This window comes from Pseudomonas sp. BIGb0176, from assembly GCF_024810175.1.
GTDB classification, from domain to species: Bacteria; Pseudomonadota; Gammaproteobacteria; order Pseudomonadales; family Pseudomonadaceae; genus Aquipseudomonas; species Aquipseudomonas protegens.
Genome location: NZ_JANUEC010000003.1, coordinates 377066 through 400034 on the forward strand (window position 1 = coordinate 377066; position 22969 = coordinate 400034).

Below are 22969 nucleotides of genomic sequence, written 5' to 3' on the forward strand. Positions count from 1 at the left end.
TCGAACATTGTCGACGGGTAACTGTAGCCGCTGCTGTTGCCTTGGGCTGGATGGCGGGATCGGCCGCGGCGATTTCGAAAGCGATGAAGCGTCGAGGCTCGTCGTTCGAGCGCGGCCGGATCCGCAGGAGGGAGAGCAGTCAGACCACTTCGAGGCGGATCTTGTGCTGGTTGAGCAGTTGGGTCAGGGCCGGTACCGGTTGCTGGTCGGTGACCAGGCAATCGATCAGGCTGATGGGCCCCAGGCGGATCATGGCGTTGCGCCCGAACTTGCTGGAGTCGGCAGCCAGGATCACCTGCCGGGCATTGGCGATGATCGCCTGGGATACCCGCACTTCCTGGTAGTCGAAGTCCAGCAGGCTGCCGTCCTCGTCGATGCCACTGATGCCCACCAGGGCGAAGTCGACCTTGAACTGGTTGATGAAGTCGACACTGGCCTGGCCCACTACGCCGCCGTCACGGCGCACATTGCCGCCGGTGAGCAGCACGTCGAAATCATCCTTGGCACTGAGCATCGAGGCCACGTGCAGGTTGTTGGTGATGATCTTCAGGTGGCTGTGATTGAGCAGGGCCCGGGCGATGGATTCGGTGGTGGTGCCGATATTGATGAACAGCGAGGCGTGATCGGGGATCTGCGCGGCAACGGCTTCGCCGATACGCTGCTTTTCGTCGCGCATCTGGTCGGCGCGCATGGCGTAGGCGGTGTTTTCTACGCTGGAGTCATAGGCTGCGCCACCGTGGTAGCGGCGCAGCAGATTGGCTTCCGCCAGCTGGTTGATATCGCGGCGGATGGTTTGCGGGGTTACGACGAACAGCTGGGCCAATTCCTCGATGCTGACGTAGCCGCGTTCGCGAACCAGATCGAGGATTTGCTGCTGACGGGGAGGCAGATTCATGGGGCTTCCTTTGGGCTGCCGTGCAAAATTTGCCCATGATGCCGCAGGAATCCCCTCCCTACCAGTTACAAGCGGTTACCAATCCACGGCTTGGCTTATTTGGCCTCGTCGTGGGGTTCCCAGTCGCGGGTGCGGCTGACGGCCTTCTTCCAGCCTGCGTACAGGCCTTCTTTTTCCGCTTCCGCCAGTTGTGGTTCGAACTCGCGCTCGATCACCGCCTTGCCCCGCAGTTCTTCCAGGCTGCCCCAGAAACCGCAGGCCAGGCCCGCCAGGTAGGCAGCGCCCAGGGCGGTGGTTTCACGCATTTGCGGGCGTTCCACCTGGGTGCCGAGGATGTCGGCCTGGAACTGCATGAGGAAGTTGTTGGCCACGGCGCCGCCGTCCACCCGCAGGGCTTTGAGGCGTTCGCCGGAGTCCTGCTGCATGGCGTCGAGCACGTCGCGGGTCTGGTAGGCGATGGACTCCAGGGCGGCACGGATGATGTGGTCTACGCGCACGCCGCGGGTCAGGCCGAACAGCGCGCCACGGGCATAGGGGTCCCAGTAGGGAGCACCCAGGCCGGTGAAGGCCGGCACCAGATACACGCCGTTGCTGTCCTTGACCTTGCCGGCGAAGTATTCGGTGTCGTGGGCGTCGTTGATGATCTTCAGTTCATCACGCAGCCACTGCACGGTGGAACCACCGTTGAATACTGCACCTTCCAGGGCGTAGGCCACTTCGCCACGGGGGCCGCAGGCGATAGTGGTGAGCATGCCGTGCTGGGATTTAACCGCCTTGTCGCCGGTGTTCATCAGCAGGAAGCAGCCGGTGCCATAGGTGTTCTTGGCCTGGCCCGGCTCGACGCACATCTGGCCGAACAGCGCGGCCTGCTGGTCGCCGGCGATACCGCCGATGGCGATGCCGCTCTTGGTGCGGCCATATATTTCCGACGAGGACTTCACTTCCGGGAGCATTTCCCGCGGGATGTCCAGCACCTCCAGCATCTTCGCGTCCCACTCCAGGGTGTGGATGTTGAAGAGCATGGTGCGCGAGGCGTTGGTGTAGTCGGTGACGTGGGTCTTGCCGCCGGTGAATTTCCAGATCAGCCAGCTGTCGATGGTGCCGAACAGCAGCTCGCCGTTGCGCGCACGCTCGCGGCTGCCTTCGACGTTGTCGAGGATCCACTTGAGCTTGGTACCGGAGAAGTAGGGGTCGGTCACCAGGCCGGTGGTTTCGCGGATGTAGTCTTCCAGGCCGTCGCGCTTGAGCTGCTGGCAGATCTCGGTGCTGCGGCGGCACTGCCAGACGATGGCGTTGTAGATCGGCCGGCCGGTGTTCTTGTCCCAGACCACAGTGGTTTCACGCTGGTTGGTGATACCGATGGCGGCCACCTGGTCGTGATGCAGGCCGGCTTGTGCCAGGGCCTCGACCATCACCGCGCTCTGGGTGGCGAAGATTTCCATCGGGTCATGTTCGACCCAGCCGGCCTGAGGGTAATGCTGGGCGAATTCGCGCTGGGCGGTGCAGACCACGTTGGCGTCGCGATCGAAAATGATCGCCCGGGAACTGGTCGTACCCTGATCGAGGGCAATGATGTAGTTCTTATTCTGAATGTCGGTCATGTCGATTGCCTTGGACGAAATAAGGGAGTGAGAACAGGCGCGCGATCGATTTGGGCAGGATCACGCGCCACTGGATTCAGGAAGCTTTGACTTTGCCTTCGGTGACCTGTTCGGCCTCCGGGGCGACAGCAGCGCTGGGCAAATGGCGGGCAATCAAGCCGCGATAGGCCGCAGCACCCAGGCAGGCGCCGAGGATCGGAGCGAAGATTGGCACCAGGAAATACGGAATATCACGGCCGCCGGTGAAGGAAATTTCACCCCAGCCGGTCACGAACGTCATCAGTTTAGGCCCGAAGTCCCGCGCCGGGTTCATCGCAAACCCGGTCAGCGGGCCCATGGCACTGCCGATCACGGCAATCAGCAGGCCGATCAGCAGCGGAGCCATCGGGCCGCGCGGCAGGCCATTGTTGTCATCGGTCAGGGACATGATCACTCCCATCAGGATGGCGGTGATCACCAGCTCCACAAGGAACGCCTGGGCAGTGGACAGCGCCGGGTTGGGGAAGGTGGAGAACACCGAGGCCAGTTCCAGGCTGGCCTGGGTGCCACGGACCATCTGGTGGGTTTGTTCGAAATCGAAGAACAGGTTGCTGTACAGCGTGTAAACCAACAGCGCCGCACAGAAGGCGCCAGCGATCTGGGCGAGGATGTAGAACGGCAGTTTGCGCTTTTCAAAATCGGCGAACAGGCACAGGGCGATGCTCACGGCCGGGTTCAGGTGCGCGCCGGAAACTCCGGCGGTCAGGTAGATCGCCATGCTCACGCCGATCCCCCAGATGATGCTGATTTCCCATAGGCCGAAGCTGGCCCCCGCGACCTTGAGCGCGGCGACACAGCCGGTGCCGAAGAAGATCAACAGCGCAGTACCCAGAAACTCGGCGATGCATTGGCCCGATAGCGACGGTTGTTGCAGAGCAGTTGTCATGTGAACCTCGATTTTTGTTGTTGTCTGGCGCTGCTGCAAAAGGCATGGAGCGCGACTTTAAACGAAGGCGGAATCCCCATTCCGACCTCGCCTTGCTACTGGGTACAACCTTGGATCTACCGCATGATATTCAGAAACGAAAAAATATAGACAAGAAACACCGCTGTCAAAGGTCGAAAGTGAACGGATGGTCATTTTATAGATATCAATCAAATGAATGATTCCGGGGCATAGTCGCGGGAACGACAGGCATGGTTGCTTTCGTAGGCACACGGGCCGGTTATCAAGGCTTGGAATAGAGCCTTTTGCTGGTGAATGACCTAAAATTCGCGCGCTTGGTTTTGCCTTTTCATTCCTCGCCTGGAGCTGCCATGACCCCTGCACTGGACCTGCTGAAAAAAGTTCGCGCCGAACATCGCATCCACAGTTACGAACATGACCCCAAGGCCGCCTCCTATGGCCTGGAGGCCGCGGAGAAACTTGATCTTGATCCAGCGCAGGTGTTCAAGACCTTGCTTGCCAGCAGTGAAAAGGGTGAGCTGCTGGTGGCGGTGGTGCCGGTCGTCGGAAGTCTTGACCTGAAGGCCCTGGCCCACGCAGCGGGCGTGAAGAAGGCTGAAATGGCCGACCCGGCTGCCGCCCAGCGCGCCACGGGGTACCTGCTGGGAGGCATCAGCCCGCTGGGGCAGAAGAAGCGCCTGCGGACCTTTATCGATAACAGTGCGCAGCCGTTCGCCAGCATCTTTGTCAGCGCCGGGCGCCGTGGCCTGGAAGTCGAGCTGGCGCCGGCGGTGCTGGCCGAGCATACCCAGGCCAGGTTCGCTGATATCGGTCGTCTTTGAGTCGCAACGGCTGCGGCCAGGGCCGCTGCTGTATGCAGGAAAATCCCGACTTCTGTGTCTGTCGCCCGTTGGGGGCCAGGGCCCATGCTGGTGGCCAGTTATTCACGGAGAAGGGATATGCAGCTTGAGTTTCATCAGGTCGATGCGTTCAGCGAGCGCCCGTTCGCGGGTAATCCGGCCATGGTTTACCGGCTTGAGTCCTGGCTCGATGACAGGCTGATGCAGCAGATTGCCGCCGAGCACAATCTGGCAGAAACCGCTTTTGTGGTGCGTGAGGCCCAGGGCTGGCGGATTCGCTGGTTCACCCCGGTGACTGAAGTGCCGTTGTGCGGGCATGCAACCTTGGCCACTGCCTATGTGTTGTTCGAGGTTCATGGCCAGACCGCGCAGCGTATCGACTTCCTTAGCCAGTCCGGGCCCCTGAGTGTCACCCGTGAAGAGGGCCTGTTGTGGCTGGATTTCCCGCTGCGCAGCCCGAGCAGCCAGGCAGGGCGGGAGGCGGTGGCACAAGCGCTGGGGGTTGAGGTCGTCGAATTGCTGGGGGCCAACGAGCTATTGGCCGTGCTGGAGTCGGAGCAGGCGGTGCGTGAGTGCCGGCCGGATATGACGGCGCTGGCGAAACTGCCCTGGCCCGGGGTGATCGTGACTGCGCGTGGGGAGCAGCACGACTTTGTCTCGCGCTATTTTGCCCCCGCCATCGGTATCGATGAGGACCCGGTGACCGGATCCACCCATTGCTGCCTGGCGCCTTACTGGGCGCAGCGGTTGGATAAGCCGCAGTTGAGCGCCTACCAGTGCTCTGCCCGAGGTGGCGCATTGTTTTGTCGTCTGGAAGGTGAGCGGGTGAAGATCGGTGGGCATGCCCGGCTGATTGCCAGTGGGCAGTTGCATCTGCCATGACTGTGCTGGGTGTTTCGCCGGCAAGCCGGCTCCTACAGTGGGCTGTCGTAGGAGCTGGCTTGCCAGCGAAGACGGCTCAATGCGCGCTGCTGTAGCGGCGCACCCCTGAGTCGCTTTGCGGGATCTGCGCTGCGGTACTGCCCGAGGCCTGGAACAGCACCAGGTGTTCCGCCGCGACCCGGATACCCACGTCGGCGCCGACCTGATGATCGGCGTGGCTCGGAAAGATCGATTCCAGCTGGCTGCCGGTGGGCAGTTGCAGGCGATACAGGGTCGAGGCGCCGAGGAACGTCTTGCCCACGACGCGGGCTTTCAAGGCGCTGTCGGGGGCGTGGACGATGTCGTCCGGACGCAACAGCACATCCACCGCACCGCCGGTTGGCCAGGTGTAGGCACGGTTGCCCTGCAGCAAGCCGAGTTCGGTCTGTACCGATTCCGGGCTGCTCAACTGGCCGCGAATGAAGTAGCCCTGACCGATGAAGCTGGCGACGAAGGGCGTCTGGGGTTCGTGGTAGAGGTTGTACGGTGTGTCCCACTGTTCCAGGCGGCCTTCCTTGAATACCCCTACCTGATCGCTCACGGCAAAGGCTTCCTCCTGGTCGTGAGTGACCAGGATCGCACTGGTGCCACGGGCCTTGAGGATGTCACGCACCTCGTGGCTGAGCTTGCGTCGCAGTTCGCCGTCGAGGTTGGAGAAGGGCTCGTCCAGCAACAGCAGTTGTGGTTCGGGAGCCAGGGCACGAGCCAGGGCCACCCGTTGTTGCTGGCCACCGGACAGTTCGTGGGGGAAGCGCTGGCCGAGGCTCTTCAGGTTCACCAGCTCCAGCAGTTCGGCCACCACCCGCTCTTTCTGCGGGTGTTTGCGAATGCCGAAGGCAATGTTGTCGGCCACGCTCAGGTGCGGGAACAGGGCGTAGTCCTGGAACACCATGCCGATCCGGCGTTTCTCCGGCGCCAGGGTGAAACCGGCGCTGGAGATGGTCTCGCCCGCCAGCTGGATTTCCCCCTCATGCACCGGCTCGAACCCGGCGATGGCGCGCAGGGTGGTGGTCTTGCCGCAGCCGGATGAGCCCAGCAGGCAGCCGATATCCCCTGCATTGAGGTGCAGGTTGAGGTTCTGCACCACGCGTTGGTCCTGGTAGCCGCAAGCGAGGTTGCGCAGGTTCAGTAGCAAGGGCTGGCTCATGCGTGGTGGTACGCCGGCTCGACGAGGAATTCGAGCAGGGCCTTTTGTGCGTGGAGGCGGTTTTCCGCCTGGTCCCAGGCCACCGAACGCGGGTCGTCCAGCAGGTCGAGGCTGATTTCTTCACCGCGGTGGGCGGGCAGGCAATGCATGAACAGAACGTCCTCGGCGGCCAGGTCCAGCAGTGCACGGTTGACCTGGAAGGGAGCGAACAGTTGCAGGCGCTTGGCGGTCTCCTCTTCCTGGCCCATGGAGGTCCAGACATCGGTGCTCACCAGGTGGGCGCCACGCACGGCTTCGCGAGGGTCGCGGACGATGGTCACGCGCTCGCCGGCCTGAGCGACGAAGTCTGCGTTCGGCTCGTAGCCTTCAGGGCAGGCGATGCGCAGTTGGAAGTCGAACTGGATGGCCGCTTCTATATAGCTGTTGCACATGTTGTTGCCGTCGCCGATCCAGGCCACGGTCTTGCCCTGAATCGAGCCGCGATGCTCGAGGAACGTCTGCATGTCAGCCAGCAGTTGGCAGGGGTGCAGGTCATCGGACAGGCCGTTGATCACCGGTACGCGGGAGTTGGCCGCAAACTCGGTCAGGGTGCTGTGGGCAAAGGTGCGGATCATCACGGCATCGAGCATGCGCGACATGACGATGGCGCAGTCGCCGATGGGCTCGCCGCGCCCCAGTTGAGTGTCCCGTGGCGAAAGGAAGATGGCCTGGCCGCCCAGCTGGATCATGCCGGCTTCGAAGGACAGTCGGGTTCGGGTCGACGACTTCTCGAAAATCATGCCAAGCACACGATTTTTCAAGGGCTCGAAGAGTACGCCGCGGTTACGCAGGTCCTTCAGCTCGATGCCTCGACGAATCACACTGACCAGCTCTTCGGGCGTGCAATCCATCAGGGAGAGAAAGTGCCTTGCGCTCATCATTAACTACCTTTTTGCAACGGACCGCAGATTCTCAAAGCCTTGTTTAGTCGAACAACGGGCTGGACCTGCGGCGAAAGCCGCACGGGGCGACGAAATAGGGGAAGGCGCGATCTTATAATTAAATGTCGCGTCTTACCAATAGTAGTGCTACGGCGATTATGGGCATGAGAGGCCAGGACGCGAATGCGCTGGCACTTTTGAGACCAGTTTCCAGACAGCAGCCGGGCATTTGTACACTGCCCCGGCGCGCCTTGGCAATCGAGCGCGGCGCGGGTGATGCCCATGCAGTCGTTTTCTGACCTGGAGGGCGGGGGCTGCGTCCCGGATAATCCGCGGGCTGGCAGCCTGAAACATTTCCTAATGCAAAGTGCTGAGGTTATAAAGGCGAATCAGTGGCAGGGACGGGTGAACGATGGAATCCAGGGAGCAACAACTGATGACGCTCTTGGGGCTCACGGCCCGGGCACTCACCGACATGACAGCTTCGGTGACGGCGTTTTCCTTCGAGCTGCTGCGCAGTGAATATCCGGTGACCCGAGCGGCCGCGCGCAAGATGATCGACCGGATGATGAGCCTCAGTGCAGGCCTGGACGAGCATTGGCGATTGCTCGCACAACTCTCGGGTGGCTATGGAGAGCGGGAGGCCGTGGATGCAACCACCCACGTCTCAGCGGATGGGCCGCCACGGTTGCCCTCCAACTGAAGGCGCCGATCATGGCCGGGGCTGATGGCCGTGAATTCATGGGACGAACGTCACTGGTGTCCTGTCAGGGGAGCGCCCATAGTTTTTGCTTCCGGCAAGCGAATACGCTGCGCTCTCAAACAATAGAGACTGGCCATGACCAAGACTCTCCATCACCGTGCCTGCCACCTGTGTGAGGCCATCTGTGGCCTGACCCTGGAAATCACTGAAGAAGACGGCAGTGCTCCGCGCATCAGCTCGATCAAGGGCGATCTTCAGGACAGTTTCAGCCGCGGTCATATCTGCCCCAAGGCCGTGGCCTTGCAAGATATCCAGAATGACCCGGACCGCCTGCGCCAGCCGGTGCGCCGGGTTGGCAATGAGTGGCAACCGATCGAATGGGACGAGGCCTTTGCCCTGGTGGCCGAGCGGCTGGCGAGTATTCAGCAGCGTCATGGCAACAACGCGGTGGCGACCTACCAGGGCAATCCCAGCGTGCACAACTATGGGCTGATGACCCACAGCAACTACTTTCTCGGCCAGCTCAAGACGCGCAATCGCTTCTCGGCTACCTCGGTCGACCAATTACCTCAGCACCTGACCAGCTACCTGATGTATGGCCACGGCTTGCTGTTGCCGATTCCGGATATCGATCACACCGATTTCATGTTGATTCTTGGCGGCAATCCCCTGGCGTCCAACGGCAGCATCATGACCGTTCCGGATGTGGAAAAGCGCTTGAAAGCGATCCAGGCCCGTGGCGGCAAGGTAGTGGTGGTCGATCCGCGGCGCAGCGAAACCGCGGCCATGGCCGACCAGCATCTGTTTGTCCGCCCGGGGGGCGATGTCGCGCTGCTGTTTGGCCTGCTCAACAGCATCTTCGAAGAGGGGCCGACCCGCGACAGTCACTTGCAGGTGGACGGGCTGGCCGAGGTGCGCCAGGCCATATCCCGGTTCACGGCAGAGGCGATGAGCCCCCTGTGCGCCATTGCGACGCCGCAGATCCGCCAACTGGCCAGGGATTTCGCCTCGGCCGACAGAGCGGTCTGCTACGGGCGCATGGGCGTCTCGACCCAGGCCTTCGGCACGCTGTGCCATTGGTTGCTGCAATTGCTCAACCTGGTCACCGGTAACCTCGACCGCGTGGGTGGCGCCTTGTGTACCAGCCCCGCGGTGGATCTGGTAGCGGCGACTTCGGGCGGCCACTTCAATGCCTGGCAGAGCCGGGTTTCCGGGCTTCCGGAATACGGCGGCGAGTTGCCGGTGTCGGCCCTGGCAGAAGAGATGCTCACCGAAGGGGAGGGGCAGGTACGGGCGCTGATCACGGTGGCGGGCAACCCGGTGCTGTCCACGCCCAATGGCCGGCAGCTGGAGCAGGCGCTGGATGGCTTGGAGTTCATGCTCAGCATCGACCTGTACATCAACGAAACCACGCGCTATGCCGACTTGATCCTGCCGTCCACCTCGGCCCTGGAAAATGATCACTACGACACCACGTTCAATCTGTTCGCGGTGCGCAATGTCAGCCGTTTCAACCGCGCGATCCTGCCCAAGCCCGAAGGTGCACTGCACGACTGGGAGATCTTCGTCGGCCTGGCCAAGGCCTTTGCCGAGCGCACCGAAAGCTCGCTCAAGCCGACTATCGCTCCGGCGCAAATGATTGATATGGGGCTGCGTGCCGGGCCTTATGGCGACGCCTCGCCGTTCAAGCTGTCATTGGCGACGCTGGCCGAGCATCCCCATGGCATCGATCTGGGGCCGCTGCAGCCGAATCTGGCCGGGCGCCTGAAAACCGAAAACCGGCGGGTCCAGGCTGCACCGCCGGCGATCATGGCCGACCTGGAGCGCTTTGCTGCCCTGAAGGCGCCGCAGGAGGGGGAACTGTTGTTGATCGGCCGCAGGCATGTGCGCAGTAACAACTCCTGGATGCACAACTATCACCGCCTGGTGAAGGGCAAGCCTCGTCACCAACTGCTGATGCATCCGCAGGATCTGGCTCACCGGGGTTTGCAGGACGGTCAACGGGTACGCATCAGTTCACGGGTCGGCGCGGTGGAAGTCGAAGTGCTGGCCAGCGCCGAGATGATGCCGGGGGTTGTGAGCCTGCCCCATGGCTGGGGGCATGTGCGTCCGGGCGTGCAGATGAACATAGCCACGGAGCAGCCGGGTTGCAGCGCCAATGACCTGACCGACGAGCGCCAGCTCGATGTGCTGTCGGGAAATGCGGCGTTGAACGGGGTGCCGGTCAGGGTGCAGGCGGCCTGAGATGTTTGTCGGAGAGGCCGAGCAGGGTGCTCAGGATTCCGTTACAATGCGCCACCGTGCCGACAACAGAGTCGGAAAGTTCAGCCGAGGTGTTCCATGGATATCATCGAAACTATTAAAGAGCAGATTGCCAACAACACCATTCTGCTTTACATGAAAGGCTCGCCGAATGCCCCGCAGTGCGGCTTCTCTGCCAAAGCCGCTCAGGCCGTAATGGGCTGTGGTGAGAAGTTCGCTTACGTGGACATCCTGCAGAACCCGGAAATTCGCGCCAACCTGCCCAAGTACGCCAATTGGCCAACCTTCCCACAACTGTGGGTGGCCGGTGAGCTGGTCGGCGGCAGCGACATCATGGCTGAAATGTTCGCCAACGGTGAATTGCAGAGCCTGATCAAGGCCGCTGCCGAAAAAGCCGCTGCCAAGACCGAAGCGTAAAAGCGCGCCTGCTCGCGAGGGTTTCCGGGAATCGACATGCTACTCGTGTGATTCTCGGAAACTTGCGGCAAGCACTCTGCTCCGGTTTGTTACGCGAACATATCCGCGTAATAAAAAAAGCCCCGCTCTCATAAGAGAAGCGGGGCTTTTTTATTCTTCGGGTATTACGAGTTGAGTTACTCGTCACCCATTTGCGATTGCAGATAGTTCTCGATACCCACTTTATCGATCAGGCCCAATTGGGTTTCCAGCCAGTCGATATGCTCTTCTTCGGATTCCAGAATATCTTCCAGCAGTTCACGGCTGCCGAAGTCACCAACCGATTCGCAATGGGCGATCGCGGCCTTGAGGTCGGCATGGCCGGTGCGCTCGATACGCAGGTCGCATTCGAGCATTTCCTTGGTGTGCTCACCGATATGCAACTTGCCCAGGTCCTGGACGTTGGGCAGGCCTTCGAGGAAGAGGATGCGCTTGATCAGCTTGTCCGCATGCTTCATCTCGTCGATGGACTCGTGGTACTCGTGCTTGCCCAGCTTGTTCAGGCCCCAATCTTCATACATGCGCGCATGCAGGAAGTACTGATTGATCGCGACCAGTTCATTGGCAAGGATTTTATTGAGATGCTGGATGACTGTAATGTCGCCTTTCATGATGGGGTCCTGCCCTGTATTTAGTGGAACATGGGCGGAGTCTGAGCTGCATGAACATTACTGTCAAACCTAAGTTATTGAATAATATATGAAAATTAATCGGAATAAGAATGTTTGTGTTCCGCGTTTTGTCTCTAAGCGATTGAATTACAGGCATAAAAAAACCGGACGCCAGGTCCGGTTGTTTGTAACGCCGCTAATTATTGATTAAATCAGGCGACATTAAATTCCACAGGGTAGGGGATTGCCGCTTGGCTGCTCTGCAATTCGGTCAGGGTTTCGCGAACCACTTGCTTGGCCAGGCAGGCACATTTGCCGCACTGGCTGGCAACGCCGGTGGCCTGGCGTACTTCGCGGTAGCTGCAGCAACCTTCGTAGATCGCTTCGCGAATTTGTCCGTCGGTGACACCGGTGCAGAGGCAGACATACATAAGATGAGAACCGTCGCTGGTTAGGGCTCAATTGCGATGGATCTTAATGTTAACGAGAATTATTGTCAAAGTGGTTTCGACGCCCTTTGTTGCTGATTCTTGCTTGAGTGACGAACGGCTTTTCTTGGCATTAATGACAGATCATTCGCATTTTTCGCGTTGGAGGCCGGCCAGAGGAAAAACCACTAAGGACAGCTTAAAAACGCCGTGTATGATGGTCGGTCCTTGCGAAGAGGGCGCACGTCACGGGGCTGTCGTATCAGCATGGCAGGCTCGGGGCCAACCCTTCTTCTTCATTACTACGTCCACACCAGGAGATATCCAATGAGCGTACTCGTAGGCAAACAAGCCCCTGACTTCACCGTTCCGGCCGTTCTCGGCAATGGCGAAATCGTCGACAGCTTCACCCTGTCCTCGGCCATCAAAGGCAAATACGGCCTGGTGTTCTTCTACCCACTGGACTTCACCTTCGTGTGCCCGTCCGAGCTGATCGCTCTGGACCACCGCATGGCCGACTTCAAGGCACGCAACGTTGAAGTGATCGCTGTGTCCATCGACTCGCACTTCACTCACAACGCCTGGCGTAACACCCCGATCAATGCCGGCGGCATCGGTCAGGTTCAATACATCATGGCTGCTGACATGAAGCACGAAATCGCCAAGGCCTACGACGTTGAGTCCGAAGGCGGCGTGGCTTTCCGTGGCGCGTTCCTGATCGACGACAAAGGCGTTGTCCGCTCGCAGATCGTCAACGACCTGCCACTGGGCCGCAACATGGAAGAGCTGATCCGTCTGGTCGACGCTCTGCAGTTCCACGAAGAGCACGGCGAAGTCTGCCCTGCCAACTGGAAGAAAGGCGACAAGGGCATGACCGCTTCGCCAGAAGGCGTTGCTGCTTACCTGAGCGAGAACGCCGGCAAGCTGTAAGGCTTGGCGTCACGCATAAAAAAACCGGCCTTAGGGCCGGTTTTTTTATGGGGCAAAGGTAAGCGACTATTCAGTCGTCGAAATCCTGCCAGCCGCCCATCTGTTTCCAGCGGTTGACGATGCCGCAGAACAGCTCGGCGGTCTTCTCGGTGTCGTAGCGAGCCGAGTGGGCCTCGCGACCGTCGAAGTCGATGTCTGCGCTCTGACAGGCCTTGGCCAGCACGGTCTGGCCGTATGCCAGGCCAGCCAGAGTGGCGGTATCGAAGCTGGAGAACGGGTGGAACGGATTGCGCTTCATGTCCAGGCGCGCCACGGCGGCATTCAGGAAGCCCAGGTCGAAGCTGCTGTTGTGGCCTACCAGGATGGCGCGCTTGCAGCCATTGGCCTTCAGCGCCTTGCGCACCCCGCGGAAAATATCGGTGAGGGCGGTTTCTTCGCTCACAGCCATGCGCAGGGGATGGTCAAGCTTGATCCCGGTGAATTCCAGGGCTGCAGCTTCGATGTTCGCGCCTTCGAAAGGCTCGACCCGGAAGAAGTAGGTGTGTTCGGGGAACACGAAGCCTTTTTCGTCCATGCCGATGGTGGTTGCGGCAATTTCCAGCAGGGCGTCGGTGGCCGAGTTGAAGCCACCGGTTTCAACATCGACGACTACCGGCAGGTAACCGCGAAAGCGTGCCGCCATCGGATGGCGAGGACCGCCGCTGCTACCTTCTTGTTCGTCGTCGAAATGGTCGTCACTCACGAGTGATCCTCCAGCAGGCGCCAGCGCAGTTTTTCACCGGCGCGCAGCGGAATGACAGTCAGCTCGCCAAACGGCAGGCTGGCAGGAGCGGTCCATTCTTCACGGACCAGGGTGATGCTGTCGGTGTTGGCCGGCAGGCCGTAGAAGCGCGGGCCGTTGAGGCTGGCGAAAGCTTCCAGCTGATCCAGGGCATTGCGTTGTTCGAACGCTTCGGCGTACAGCTCGATGGCGGCGTAGGCGCTGTAGCAGCCGGCGCAACCGCAAGCGGCTTCCTTGGCGTGCTGGGCGTGAGGTGCCGAGTCGGTGCCGAGGAAGAACTTCGCGTTGCCGCTGGTGGCCGCATCCAGCAGGGCTTCCTGGTGGGTGTTGCGCTTGAGGATCGGCAGGCAATAGAAGTGCGGACGAATACCGCCCACCAGCATGTGGTTGCGGTTGTACAGCAGGTGGTGCGCGGTGATGGTTGCGCCAACGTTGGCCGAAGCCTCCTTGACGAACTGCACGGCTTCAGCGGTGGTGATGTGTTCGAACACCACTTTCAGGCTGGGGAAGCGTTCAACCACACGCCGCATGTGCTCGTCGATGAAGATTTTCTCGCGGTCGAAGACGTCGACGTCGCCGCGGGTTACCTCGCCGTGGATCAACAGCGGCAGGCCGACTTCGGCCATGGCTTCAAGCACCGGGAAAATCTTGTCGATGCTGGTCACGCCCGAATCCGAGTTGGTGGTCGCGCCGGCCGGGTACAGCTTGGCGGCGTGGACGAAACCGCAGGCCTTGGCCGCGCGGATTTCCTCCGGCTGGGTACGGTCGGTCAGGTAGAGCACCATCAGTGGCTCGAAGCGGCTGCCGGCCGGGCGCGCAGCTAGAATGCGCTGGCGATAGGCGTCGGCTTCCGCGGCGTTGCGCACCGGAGGTACCAGGTTGGGCATGATGATGGCGCGGCCAAAGGTGCGCGCGACATCTGCGACTGTATTGGGCAACACGGCCCCATCGCGAAGATGAATATGCCAGTCGTCGGGACGCAGCAGGGTCAGGCGGTCGGACATTGGAGGTTCCAGGCGGGTAAAACTCGGGGGAATGCTACCGGAAAAGACTCTTCCAGGCACTCGCTATCAAGTTTTGCGACGAGCAACCGATATCCCGAAGGTATGGCGTATTAACGCCTGTCGATTTTTCTGTTGTACACGTCAGTGGAGCCTCCCGTGCGCCAGCGTTATCTAGCCTTGCTCAGTGTGTTTGCCAGCCTGCCTGCGATGGCTCTCACTTTCCAGACTCGCCTGGAGAGCATTGAGTGGACGGTCGAAGGTGACAAGTTCGAGTGCCGCCTGATCCAACCGGTTACCGATTTCGGTTCCGGCGAATTCGTTCGTCGCGCCGGCGAGCAGGCGATTTTCCGCCTCAAGAGTTTCAACCCCATGCAGGCCGGTGGTTCCGCGACCCTGCTTGCGGCCGCCGCCCCCTGGCAGCCGGGGCGTGGCGACATCAACCTCGGGGCGGTCAAGGCCGGTACCGATGGGGTGCTGTTCAACAGCAACCAGATGCAGGCCGGACGTCTGATCGTCGGTTTGCTGGAGGGGCGCAGCCCGGTGGTCCGGCACTTCTCCCGCGAAGGCGGAGTGTCCGAGGTACGCCTGTTGCCGGTGAAGTTCAGCAAGGCCTACGGCGACTATCAAAGCTGCATGGCCAAGCTGTTGCCGATGAACTATGAACAGGTCAAGCAGGCCGAGATCGGTTTCCCCGGGGGGGGCATCGACCTGGACGCCCGGGCCAAGGCCAAGCTGCAAGTGATGGTGGACTTCATCAAGGCCGACCCCACGGTCAATCATGTCGAATTGGACGGGCACTCTGATAACAGTGGCAACCGCCTGACCAACCGTGACCTGTCGCGCCGTCGTGCGCTGGCGGTCATGGAGTTCTTCAAGGCCAATGGCCTGGCGGAAAACCAGATCGTGGTGCGCTTCCATGGCGAGCGCTATCCCCTGGCCCCCAACACCAATGCGGCCAACCGGGCGAAGAACCGGCGGGTCAATGTGCATCTGGAGCGGGTCGCTCCTGCCGAAAAGCCGGCCCCAGCGCCTCAGGCGGCTTCCGGATCCAGCGCAGCGGCGACTTCCTGATACGGCTGTCGTCGTCGCTCGCTCGACATAATCTGTCGCTTGGTCGTCATAAGCTGTCGCGCCTCTGTAAATTATCCGCGTGGATCGGTAGACTTGGCGGCTTTCCGTACAACCCCGTGGAGTGATGGCATGGCGGACGTTAACAAGGTCGTTCTGGCGTATTCGGGCGGCCTGGACACTTCGGTGATCCTCAAGTGGCTGCAGGATACTTACAACTGTGAAGTAGTGACTTTCACTGCTGACCTGGGCCAAGGCGAAGAGGTCGAGCCGGCCCGCGCCAAGGCGCAAGCCATGGGCGTCAAAGAGATCTACATCGACGATCTGCGCGAAGAGTTCGTGCGTGATTTCGTCTTCCCGATGTTCCGCGCCAACACCGTCTACGAAGGCGAGTACCTGCTGGGTACTTCCATCGCTCGTCCGTTGATCGCCAAGCGCCTGATCGAAATCGCCAACGAAACCGGCGCCGACGCCATTTCCCATGGCGCCACCGGCAAGGGCAACGATCAGGTGCGTTTCGAACTGGGCGCCTACGCCCTCAAGCCGGGTGTGAAGGTGATTGCCCCTTGGCGCGAGTGGGACCTGCTGTCCCGCGAGAAGCTGATGGACTACGCCGAGAAGCACGGGATCCCGATCGAGCGTCACGGCAAGAAGAAATCCCCGTACTCGATGGATGCCAACCTGCTGCACATCTCCTATGAAGGTGGCGTGCTGGAAGACACCTGGACCGAGCACGAAGAAGACATGTGGCGCTGGACTGTCTCCCCGGAGAAGGCCCCAGATACCCCGCAATACCTGGAACTGACCTACCGCAACGGCGATATCGTGGCACTGGACGGCGTCGAGATGACCCCGGCCACCGTGCTGGCGACCCTGAACCGCATCGGTGGCGAACACGGTATCGGTCGTCTGGACATCGTCGAGAACCGTTACGTGGGCATGAAGTCCCGCGGCTGCTACGAGACACCTGGCGGCACCATCATGCTGCGTGCCCACCGCGCCATCGAGTCCATCACCCTGGACCGCGAAGTGGCTCACCTCAAAGACGAGCTGATGCCCAAGTACGCCAGCCTGATCTACACCGGCTACTGGTGGAGCCCTGAGCGTCTGATGCTGCAACAGATGATCGACGCCTCCCAGGCCCACGTGAATGGTGTGGTACGCCTGAAGCTGTACAAGGGCAATGTGATCGTGACCGGTCGCAAGTCTGACGAGTCGCTGTTCGACGCCAACATCGCTACCTTCGAAGAGGACGGCGGTGCCTACAACCAGGCGGACGCAGCTGGCTTCATCAAGCTCAACGCCCTGCGCATGCGCATTGCCGCGAACAAGGGTCGGACCCTGGTCTGATGCTTTGAGTGGTTGAAGAAAGCCCCGCGATAAGCGGGGCTTTTTTTTGCCCTGGATAATTGCAGTGAGCGTCGAGGCCTAATTCAGATCAGCAAATGTCTGTTGGGCAAGGTGAGCCACTTCTTGATGGGCGAAGTACCAAGTACCGCTACCGAGAGTGCTTGTAGGTTGGAGTTTTATTAGTACGAAAAGTAGCTGATTTGACGATTGATCCTAGGCGGTTTGGATATTGAACCACTTTTATCTAGGTCGTTTTGTAAGGCAATTCGGTATTGTTTGTAAGGATCGTCCTCGTAAGGTCGTAGCCCTCTGTAGCACGGTGTCAGAGTCAATTCTCTGGGGTATTGTGCGGGCTCTAAAAAAACTCTCAGGACTGAGATGGACCTATGAAAAGAGTATTGATCGTGGATGATCACCCTGTTGTCCGTTTGGCTGTGCGCATGTTGATGGAGCGCCATGGCCTTGAAGTAGTAGCGGAAGCAGATAACGGCACGGATGCATTGAAGTTGGCTCTTGAATATGTTCCAGACATCTTGATTCTGGATATTGGAATTCCGCAACTTGATGGGCTCGAAGTTATAAACCGGCTGATGTCCAGAGGTATGTCGATCAAGATTCTGGTATTGACCCTGCAAGTTCCGGGGCCTTTCTCCATGCGCTGCATGCAGGCCGGTGCTGCCGGTTATGTGTGCAAGCAGCAGGACATCACCGAGCTGTTGAGTGCCGTGCGTGCGGTGCTTGCGGGATACAGCTACTTCCCCAACGAGGCCTTGCACACCTTTCGCTCAAGCCAGGGCATCAGCAGTGAGCAGCAGATGATCGAGCTGCTTTCAGGGCGCGAATTGATCGTATTGAAACAACTCACCAACGGCATGAGTAACAAGGAAATTGCCGAGGGGTTGTGCTTGAGCAACAAGACCATCAGTACCTACAAGCGCCGGTTGCTGGCCAAGCTCAATGCTCGTTCACTGGTTGATCTGATCGAGTTCGCTCAACGGCATCGGTTGATATGAGCCTTTAGAGCACGTGCGCATTGAGACGGTGTTGCTGGATGGGCTCGCTTGAGTGCCGACGCAGCCGGTCAGTCGGGGAGGCTGACCGGCCAGATTTGCGGCTGGGCACAGGTACAAAAAAACCTCCATGGGGAGGTTCTTTTGTGACTAGAGGTCAAAGTCGTAATCGGCCAACTGTTTTTGCAGGCGCCGTTCCTCGAGGAGATTGTCGATGGTCCGGCGCTTGCTCAGATTGGTTTTCGCCACTTCGACCACCGGTTCTGCGTCATCTGTTTCAGCTGCGACGAAATCGTCTTCTACGTCCAGTTGTTCTTTGCCAGTACTCATAAGGTCGACTCCAGGCTAGGACTGCCATTGGCGCTCCTTATATCGATATTCTCCTGGCGGGTAAAAAAGATTTTTTCAATCGATCTATCGGCAAAATCAATGCTTGCTCAATCGTCGGAAGTCTTTTGCTTGTATTCGCACAGGTCTTCGATTCGACAGCTGCCACAGCGTGGCTTGCGTGCCAGGCAAACGTAGCGGCCGTGGAGGATCAGCCAGTGATGGGAGTCCAGCAGAAACTCCTTGGGCACGAACTTCATGAGTTTCTTTTCGACCTCGACCACGTTCTTTCCCGGGGCCAGCCCGGTTCGGTTGCTGACCCGGAAGATATGGGTGTCCACCGCCATGGTCAGTTGCCGGAAAGCGGTGTTGAGGACCACGTTGGCGGTCTTGCGGCCCACTCCGGGCAGAGCCTCCAGCTCTTCCCGGGTCTGTGGCACTTCGCTGTTATGGCGTTCCACCAGCAGGCGACAGGTCTCGATGACGTTCTTGGCCTTGCTGTTGTACAGGCCGATGGTCTTGATGTATTCGGACAGGCCTTCGACACCCAGGGCGTAGATTGCCGCTGGGGTATTGGCTACGGGGAAGAGCTTGGCAGTCGCCTTGTTGACTCCGACGTCGGTCGATTGCGCCGAGAGAATCACCGCGATCAGCAGCTCGAACGGCGAGGAATAGGCCAGCTCGGTTTTCGGTTCGGGGTTGTCTTCGTGTAGCCGGCGAAAGATTTCCAGGCGTTTGGCGGCATTCATGGGTGATTCATTTCCTCGAAGGCGGTCGGTTTAAGGTCCAGGAGCCGGCCCAGGCTCGTTTTGCGGCCAGCAGCGCACCCAGCAGGATAAAACCGCCGGGGGCGAGGGTCAGCAGGCGTAGCCCCCCATGTGGCAGCACGACCCAGCCGCTGCCTGCATCCGGCTGGCCGACAAGCCAGCCCAGATGGCTGCCCAGCGTACCAGCGCCCAGCAGCTCGCGCAGGGCACCCAGGCCGATCAGGGCCACACAGAAAGCGCCGGCCAGGCGCAGTCGGTTGCGGTGCTGGAAGAAACCCGCCTGTTCCAGTACCACGCATTGCAGGGGCAGCAGGCCCAGGTACAGGCTCAATTGCTGGTGCAGCTCATAACTCCAGGCCTGCAGCGCCAGCCACAGGCAACTGCCGAGGCTGGCGCTGAGCAGCAGGCTGGCCAGCCAGTGGTGGCGGGCCTCGATGGGCGGACGCAGCAAGCGCATGCCGGCGCCGTAGAGGCCGATCAGCAATACCCAGGCCAGGGTCAGGCCGATTGCCTTGACCCAGGAGTCCGTAGCCCCGATCAGGGGTGGCAGCATCAGCAGCCCCGGCAATGACAGCGGCTTATTCATGAGGCGTTCCAGGGAGCAGTTGTCCGCGGTGTTCGTCGAAGTAGCGCAAGGCATCATGCAAGGCACTGATCACCGCACGGGAAGTGATGGTGGCGCCGGCAATCTGATCGAACTGCCCGTTGTCCTTTTTCAAGGCCCAGGCGCTGTCGCCCGGATCATTGCGGGATTTTCCTGAAAACCCCTGGAGCCAGGCATTGGGCCAGCTGGCAATATGTGCTCCCAGCCCTGGAGTCTCATCCTGCCGGAGGGTCTTGCTGCCCAGCAGGCGCCCCTGGCTGTCGATAGCGATCAGCAACTCGATGGGGCCGGCGTAGCCTGTGACCTGGCTGCGCAGCAGCACGGCGCTGGGCCGGCCATTGCGGGTGGCCAGGTAGCCATCGAGCAGGCGACTGCTGCTCAGTTGCCCATCGGCCAAGGGCAATGGCTGGTCCAGGGGCTGGTTGTCATAGCTGGCGGCGGGCAGCACATCCAACAGCTTGCGTGCCTGCAAGGCCCGTTGTTCGGCTTCTATGCGTGGAGTGGCGGCATATTGCAGCCACAGGGTGGCACCGATGCCCAGGGAGCCGAGCAGCATCAGCAGCAACAGGCTGCGAGCCCCTTTCATGAGGGGCGCTCCAGCGGTTTTTCGGAGTTCAGGCGCTCCAGGGCCGGTACCGCCAGGTTCATCAGCAGCACGGCGAATGCGAGCCCGTCGGGGTAGCCACCCCAGGTGCGGATCAGGTAGGTGAGCAGGCCAACGCCAACGCCAAACAGCAGGCGGGCCTTGGCGGCCTTGGGGCCGGACACCGGCTCGGTGACGATAAAGAACGCACCGAGCATGCTGGCGCCGCTGAGCAGGTGGAACAGCGGCGAACCGTGGGAGTCGGAGCCGCTGCCGTTCCAGCACAGCAGGCTGATCAGCAGCAGGCTGCCAAGCATGCCCACGGGCGCCTGCCAGCCGATGACCCGCTGTTGCAGCAGAAACAGGCCGCCAGCCAGAAATCCAAGGTTGACCCATTCGGTACCACGGCCGCCGAAGTGACCGAAGGCGGGGTTGCCGGCAAAGAGTTCATCGACGGTCAGGCTCTTGTTGATCCGCAGGCTGTCCAGCGCCGTGGCCTGGGCCCAGGCGTCCGGGGGCGGGTTGCCTCCCAGGCCGAATACCTGTTGCAGCCCGCCGAGCAGGTCCAGGGCATGGGGCGTGGGCCAGTGAGTCATGGATTGCGGGAAGCACAACAGGGCCAGCGCATAGCCCAGCATGGCCGGGTTGAAGGGGTTCTGGCCGACACCGCCATACACCTGCTTGCCCAAGAGCACGGCGCTGGCGGCAGCGCTCAGCGGCAGCCACCAGGGGCAATAGGGTGGCAGGGCCAGGGCCAGCAAGGTGGCACTGACCAGCGCACTGCCATCGCTGAGGGCAGGTTGCAGCGGACGCCGCCGCAGGAACAGCACCAAGGCTTCCATGGCCAGGGCCCCACTGGCTGCCAGCAGTAGATTCAGCAGCGGCCCCCAGGCATACAACCACAGCAGTACCAGCAGCCCCGGCAGCGTGGCCAGCAGCACGCGCTGCATGGCCTGGCGCAGGCGCGGGTCGACTGTTTCAGGGCACGTCATGGGCGTTTACCTGGCGCTCGGCTTCGCTCAGGCGGGCTTGGGCCTGGGCCAGTTGTTCGCGGCTGGTATCGGTCTGGCGTTGCAGTTTGCTCAGTTCGGCTCGGGCGTAGGCCAGTTCGGTCTTCAGTTGTCGCAGTTGTGGGGCGATCGGGCGTTTCTCGATCCGCTCCAGTACTGGTGCCGGTTTGCCACTGGCGTCTTCCGCGGCGTGCAGCGCCTGTTCGGCCGCCGCCAGGGCCGCGGCCAGGGTTTGCAGTTCGGCTTCGGGGGCTGCTGCGGCCTGGGCCTTTTTCAGTTCGGCGCGGCGCATCGCCAACTGGATCTTGGCTCGCTTGAGGTCGGCATCCCGGGCCACCGGCGCGGGCGGTGGAGGCGCCTGGGCTTCCAGTTGGGCCAGTGCCTGCTCCGCCACTTCGAACTGGCGCTGCAGGACGACCAACTGCGATTGCTGCTCGAAGGTCGGCGGATGACCGAAGGCCTTGAGGGATTTGTGCAATTGGGCGCGACTCATGGCCAGCTCGATCTTGGCCTTTTTCAAGGCGGCATCGGCCGCCGCGGCTTTCTGCGCGCGGACCCGCTCGATAGCCGACTGAACCGGGTCTTGGCTGGCGTCGCTGGCCTGGGTGGCGCGCTGGGCCCTGGCCTGACGTTCGGCCAGGCGCCGGGCCTCTTCGCGCTGCAAGCGATCATTGCGCTGCTCGAAGCGGCGCCGGGCGTGATCGCGTTTGGCGGCGCGAGCCTGCAACTGCTCGGCGCTGCTGGCCAGGCCGCCGACAATGGGCAGCACTCGGGCCATGGGCAACGGCAGCATGTCGATGCAATCCACCGGGCAGGGCGCCACACAGAGGTCGCAGCCGGTGCATTCGTCGATCAATACGCTGTGCATGAGCTTCGCCGCGCCGACGATGGCGTCCACCGGGCAGGCCTGGATGCACTTGGTGCAGCCGATGCATTCGGCCTCGCGGATATGGGCGATCTGCGCCGGGGCTTCGCCACGGCTGTGGTCCAGTTCTACCACCGGCAGCTGGAGCAGTTGTGCCAGGCCGGCGATGGTTTCCTGGCCCCCTGGCGGACACTTGTTGATGGCCTCGCCACTGGCGATGCCCTGGGCGTAGGGTTTGCATCCGGCGTGGCCGCACTTGCCGCATTGGGTCTGGGGCAGAAGGGCGTCGATGCGTTGAATCAGACTCATGTCTTGGGCAGTCCGTTGAAGCCGAAAAACGCCACTGCCATCAGGCCGGCGCTGATCAGGTCGATCGGCAGGCCTTGCCAGGGCAGGGGAATATCGTTGGTGGAAATACGCTGGCGCAGGTCATTGAACAGGCTCAGTACCAACCAGAAGCCCAGCCCGGCACCCAGGCTCATGGCGCCGAGGGTCGCCAGCCCGAGGTTTTCCCCGCTGGCGATCAACAGCAGGCCGAGCATCCCGGCATTGGCCAGCAACAAGGGCCAGAGGCCATCGAATGGCAAACCGGGCAGGGCCCGGGGCAGCCAGTGTAGCGCCGGCCTGATCAGCAGCACACTCAGGGACAGCCAGGCAAACAGCTGCAAGGACTGCAGCCCCCAGGGCACCAGCACGCCACGATAGAGGACATGGCCGAGTACGCAACTGACCAGCATCAAGACCGTCGTTGCCAGGCCCAGCGCATGGATCCGAAGCCGAGCGCCATCGGCTGGGGCCTGCAGCAGCGGGTCGATGCCCAGCGGCCACTGCAACACGAAGTTGTTGATCAGGGCAGTGCTGACAAGGGCGAGGAGGAAGTCGGTCATGGTCGGGGCCGGTACGGGCAGGCTGTCCTTCAAGAGTAGGCAAACTCCAGCGTC

The 22969-nt window shown here is 61.1% G+C and carries 25 protein-coding genes; 9 read left to right on the top strand and 16 right to left on the bottom strand.

Annotated elements, in window-relative coordinates; genetic code table 11:
* Positions 1 to 139: 139 nt before the first annotated feature.
* The 3 genes from M2395_RS19820 to M2395_RS19830 form a co-directional block, all read right to left on the bottom strand.
* A complete protein-coding gene (locus tag M2395_RS19820) occupies positions 140 to 895 on the bottom strand; it encodes a DeoR/GlpR family transcriptional regulator (RefSeq protein ID WP_011063123.1) in 756 nt (251 codons plus the stop codon).
* 95 nt (positions 896 to 990) lie between these two features.
* The gene (gene glpK, locus M2395_RS19825) at positions 991 to 2496 is read right to left on the bottom strand and encodes a glycerol kinase GlpK (RefSeq protein ID WP_019093252.1); all 1506 of its coding nucleotides are present in this window, start codon (positions 2494 to 2496) and stop codon (positions 991 to 993) included.
* A gap of 76 nt (positions 2497 to 2572) precedes the next feature.
* Positions 2573 to 3421 (bottom strand): MIP/aquaporin family protein, encoded by an 849-nt coding sequence (locus tag M2395_RS19830; protein ID WP_123431369.1) that lies wholly within the window; start codon positions 3419 to 3421, stop codon positions 2573 to 2575.
* A 371-nt stretch (positions 3422 to 3792) separates the two neighbouring features.
* On the opposite strand from M2395_RS19830, the gene ybaK reads away from it, so the two are divergent.
* Both ybaK and M2395_RS19840 read left to right on the top strand, forming a co-directional pair.
* On the top strand, positions 3793 to 4263 hold the full coding sequence (gene ybaK / locus M2395_RS19835) for a Cys-tRNA(Pro) deacylase (RefSeq protein WP_123431368.1): 471 nt from the start codon (positions 3793 to 3795) through the stop codon (positions 4261 to 4263).
* Positions 4264 to 4380: 117 nt separating this feature from the next.
* Entirely contained in the window at positions 4381 to 5163 is a 783-nt protein-coding gene (locus tag M2395_RS19840; RefSeq protein ID WP_123431367.1) for a PhzF family phenazine biosynthesis protein, read from the top strand.
* A gap of 76 nt (positions 5164 to 5239) precedes the next feature.
* On the opposite strand, the gene M2395_RS19845 is transcribed toward M2395_RS19840, so the two are convergent.
* Positions 5240 to 6349 (bottom strand): ABC transporter ATP-binding protein, encoded by a 1110-nt coding sequence (locus M2395_RS19845; protein ID WP_011063118.1) that lies wholly within the window; start codon positions 6347 to 6349, stop codon positions 5240 to 5242.
* Positions 6346 to 7266 (bottom strand): ornithine carbamoyltransferase, encoded by a 921-nt coding sequence (gene argF / locus M2395_RS19850; protein WP_011063117.1) that lies wholly within the window; start codon positions 7264 to 7266, stop codon positions 6346 to 6348. The genes M2395_RS19845 and argF overlap by 4 nt, the downstream gene beginning before the upstream one ends.
* Before the next feature lie 415 nt (positions 7267 to 7681).
* Here argF and M2395_RS19855 point away from each other — a divergent pair, with 415 nt between their 5' ends.
* The 3 genes from M2395_RS19855 to grxD all read left to right on the top strand — a co-directional run bounded on the left by M2395_RS19855 (position 7682) and on the right by grxD (position 10651).
* Positions 7682 to 7972 (top strand): hypothetical protein, encoded by a 291-nt coding sequence (locus tag M2395_RS19855; protein WP_123431366.1) that lies wholly within the window; start codon positions 7682 to 7684, stop codon positions 7970 to 7972.
* A 135-nt stretch (positions 7973 to 8107) separates the two neighbouring features.
* Positions 8108 to 10216, top strand: a complete 2109-nt coding sequence (locus tag M2395_RS19860; RefSeq protein ID WP_123431365.1) for a molybdopterin oxidoreductase family protein — start codon at positions 8108 to 8110, stop codon at positions 10214 to 10216.
* A gap of 96 nt (positions 10217 to 10312) precedes the next feature.
* Positions 10313 to 10651: a Grx4 family monothiol glutaredoxin gene (grxD, locus tag M2395_RS19865; protein ID WP_011063114.1), complete on the top strand. Its 339-nt coding sequence runs from the start codon at positions 10313 to 10315 to the stop codon at positions 10649 to 10651.
* A gap of 176 nt (positions 10652 to 10827) precedes the next feature.
* Here the strand turns inward: grxD and bfr are convergent, their stop codons facing one another.
* Together bfr and M2395_RS19875 are read right to left on the bottom strand one after the other, a co-directional pair.
* Positions 10828 to 11301 (bottom strand): bacterioferritin, encoded by a 474-nt coding sequence (gene bfr, locus M2395_RS19870; RefSeq protein WP_011063113.1) that lies wholly within the window; start codon positions 11299 to 11301, stop codon positions 10828 to 10830.
* A 212-nt stretch (positions 11302 to 11513) separates the two neighbouring features.
* Entirely contained in the window at positions 11514 to 11732 is a 219-nt protein-coding gene (locus M2395_RS19875) for a bacterioferritin-associated ferredoxin (RefSeq protein ID WP_011063112.1), read from the bottom strand.
* Between the two features lie 324 nt (positions 11733 to 12056).
* On the opposite strand from M2395_RS19875, the gene M2395_RS19880 reads away from it, so the two are divergent.
* Entirely contained in the window at positions 12057 to 12659 is a 603-nt protein-coding gene (locus M2395_RS19880) for a peroxiredoxin (RefSeq protein ID WP_011063111.1), read from the top strand.
* Positions 12660 to 12729: 70 nt separating this feature from the next.
* On the opposite strand, the gene rnt is transcribed toward M2395_RS19880, so the two are convergent.
* A complete protein-coding gene (rnt, locus tag M2395_RS19885) occupies positions 12730 to 13401 on the bottom strand; it encodes a ribonuclease T (protein ID WP_011063110.1) in 672 nt (223 codons plus the stop codon).
* Positions 13398 to 14444 carry a dihydroorotase gene (pyrC, locus tag M2395_RS19890; RefSeq protein WP_011063109.1) on the bottom strand — a complete coding sequence of 349 codons (1047 nt, stop codon included), beginning with the start codon at positions 14442 to 14444 and terminating at the stop codon, positions 13398 to 13400. The genes rnt and pyrC overlap by 4 nt, the downstream gene beginning before the upstream one ends.
* Positions 14445 to 14600: 156 nt before the next feature.
* On the opposite strand from pyrC, the gene M2395_RS19895 reads away from it, so the two are divergent.
* From M2395_RS19895 to M2395_RS19905, 3 genes are all read left to right on the top strand, one after another.
* Positions 14601 to 15515, top strand: a complete 915-nt coding sequence (locus M2395_RS19895) for an OmpA family protein (protein WP_011063108.1) — start codon at positions 14601 to 14603, stop codon at positions 15513 to 15515.
* 129 nt (positions 15516 to 15644) lie between these two features.
* Complete coding sequence (locus tag M2395_RS19900) at positions 15645 to 16862, top strand: argininosuccinate synthase (RefSeq protein WP_011063107.1); 1218 nt, start codon at positions 15645 to 15647, stop codon at positions 16860 to 16862.
* A 386-nt stretch (positions 16863 to 17248) separates the two neighbouring features.
* The gene (locus M2395_RS19905; protein ID WP_011063106.1) at positions 17249 to 17875 is read left to right on the top strand and encodes a response regulator transcription factor; all 627 of its coding nucleotides are present in this window, start codon (positions 17249 to 17251) and stop codon (positions 17873 to 17875) included.
* Between the two features lie 147 nt (positions 17876 to 18022).
* Here M2395_RS19905 and M2395_RS19910 read toward each other — a convergent pair whose 3' ends face one another.
* From M2395_RS19910 to M2395_RS19940, 7 genes are all read right to left on the bottom strand, one after another.
* The gene (locus M2395_RS19910; RefSeq protein WP_011063105.1) at positions 18023 to 18202 is read right to left on the bottom strand and encodes a PA3496 family putative envelope integrity protein; all 180 of its coding nucleotides are present in this window, start codon (positions 18200 to 18202) and stop codon (positions 18023 to 18025) included.
* A 107-nt stretch (positions 18203 to 18309) separates the two neighbouring features.
* Positions 18310 to 18948, bottom strand: coding sequence for an endonuclease III (gene nth / locus M2395_RS19915; RefSeq protein WP_011063104.1), 639 nt, complete (start codon positions 18946 to 18948; stop codon positions 18310 to 18312).
* A 7-nt stretch (positions 18949 to 18955) separates the two neighbouring features.
* On the bottom strand, positions 18956 to 19552 hold the full coding sequence (locus M2395_RS19920; RefSeq protein ID WP_123431364.1) for an Rnf-Nqr domain containing protein: 597 nt from the start codon (positions 19550 to 19552) through the stop codon (positions 18956 to 18958).
* Complete coding sequence (locus M2395_RS19925) at positions 19545 to 20156, bottom strand: RnfABCDGE type electron transport complex subunit G (protein ID WP_123431363.1); 612 nt, start codon at positions 20154 to 20156, stop codon at positions 19545 to 19547. The genes M2395_RS19920 and M2395_RS19925 overlap by 8 nt, the downstream gene beginning before the upstream one ends.
* Entirely contained in the window at positions 20153 to 21145 is a 993-nt protein-coding gene (locus M2395_RS19930) for an RnfABCDGE type electron transport complex subunit D (protein ID WP_123431362.1), read from the bottom strand. Before M2395_RS19930 ends, M2395_RS19925 begins: the two co-directional genes overlap by 4 nt.
* Positions 21132 to 22337: an RnfABCDGE type electron transport complex subunit B gene (locus tag M2395_RS19935; RefSeq protein WP_123431361.1), complete on the bottom strand. Its 1206-nt coding sequence runs from the start codon at positions 22335 to 22337 to the stop codon at positions 21132 to 21134. Before M2395_RS19935 ends, M2395_RS19930 begins: the two co-directional genes overlap by 14 nt.
* On the bottom strand, positions 22334 to 22915 hold the full coding sequence (locus tag M2395_RS19940; RefSeq protein WP_183000092.1) for an Rnf-Nqr domain containing protein: 582 nt from the start codon (positions 22913 to 22915) through the stop codon (positions 22334 to 22336). Before M2395_RS19940 ends, M2395_RS19935 begins: the two co-directional genes overlap by 4 nt.
* Between the last annotated feature and the right edge of the window lie 54 nt (positions 22916 to 22969).